Source organism: Candidatus Desulfolinea nitratireducens (genome assembly GCF_982879505.1).
This window is the reverse complement of record NZ_CEYOSI010000105.1, coordinates 10,313-10,994: the sequence shown is the minus strand read 5'-3', so window position 1 is coordinate 10,994 and position 682 is coordinate 10,313. Positions and strand designations below refer to the sequence as shown.

The window sequence follows — 682 nt, the reverse complement described above, 5'->3', positions numbered from 1 at the left end:
TTGCTGTGGCTGAAAGGCTAAAGAAAAATATTCATAGCGTTGATGCTGACACTCAGACATTGAAGGTTAACGCATTGGCGGCGAGATTTAGTTTTTTCTGCCTTGCAAAAAATCTTTTACATGCTCTGCCGGATCCGTATCCAGCAATGGAAAATCTAAATTCGCTCGGAGAAACATTTGACTCGTCATCAGCGGGCCGATCAAGGCGTTCAGGCTGGTGATCGGGGATTCTTTTTTCAGAACACCTCCTGACTGATATTTTTGAATGATTATTGCAACGGATTGGATATTTGCCCAGAGAATATTGAGCGCCCCCTTAAGCTCCGGGTGACGTGGCAACTCGGTAAGAATAGTTGGGATGATCTCCCCATGTTGCCTGTTAGTCTCCTTATAGGCTGCTGTGATTTCATACAAATCAGCTTCGAGATCCCCCGTGTAAACGAGCCTGTTCAGGGGGGTATCGGATAGTTGATGATTAATCGCGTTTTCGAATAGTTCTGCTTTGCTGCCATACTTGCGGAAAAGAGTGGCTTCATTGACGCCAGCGATTTCCGCGATCTCTTTGGTCGTGGCACCTTCGTAGCCGCGTGAGACTAACATCTCGATCACGGTTTTGAAAATTTTGCTTTCATCAATCACCTTAGGCATATTACGCTCCTGATAAGGGATTGTAACATAAGCA

1 protein-coding gene is annotated in these 682 nt (G+C 45.5%); it reads right to left on the bottom strand.

Going from position 1 to position 682, the window contains the following annotated elements; translation table 11 throughout:
• Positions 1-87: 87 nt before the first annotated feature.
• The coding region (locus tag AC3DOM_RS10395) for a TetR/AcrR family transcriptional regulator (RefSeq protein WP_487918980.1) at positions 88-682 on the bottom strand (595 nt) is incomplete at its 5' end.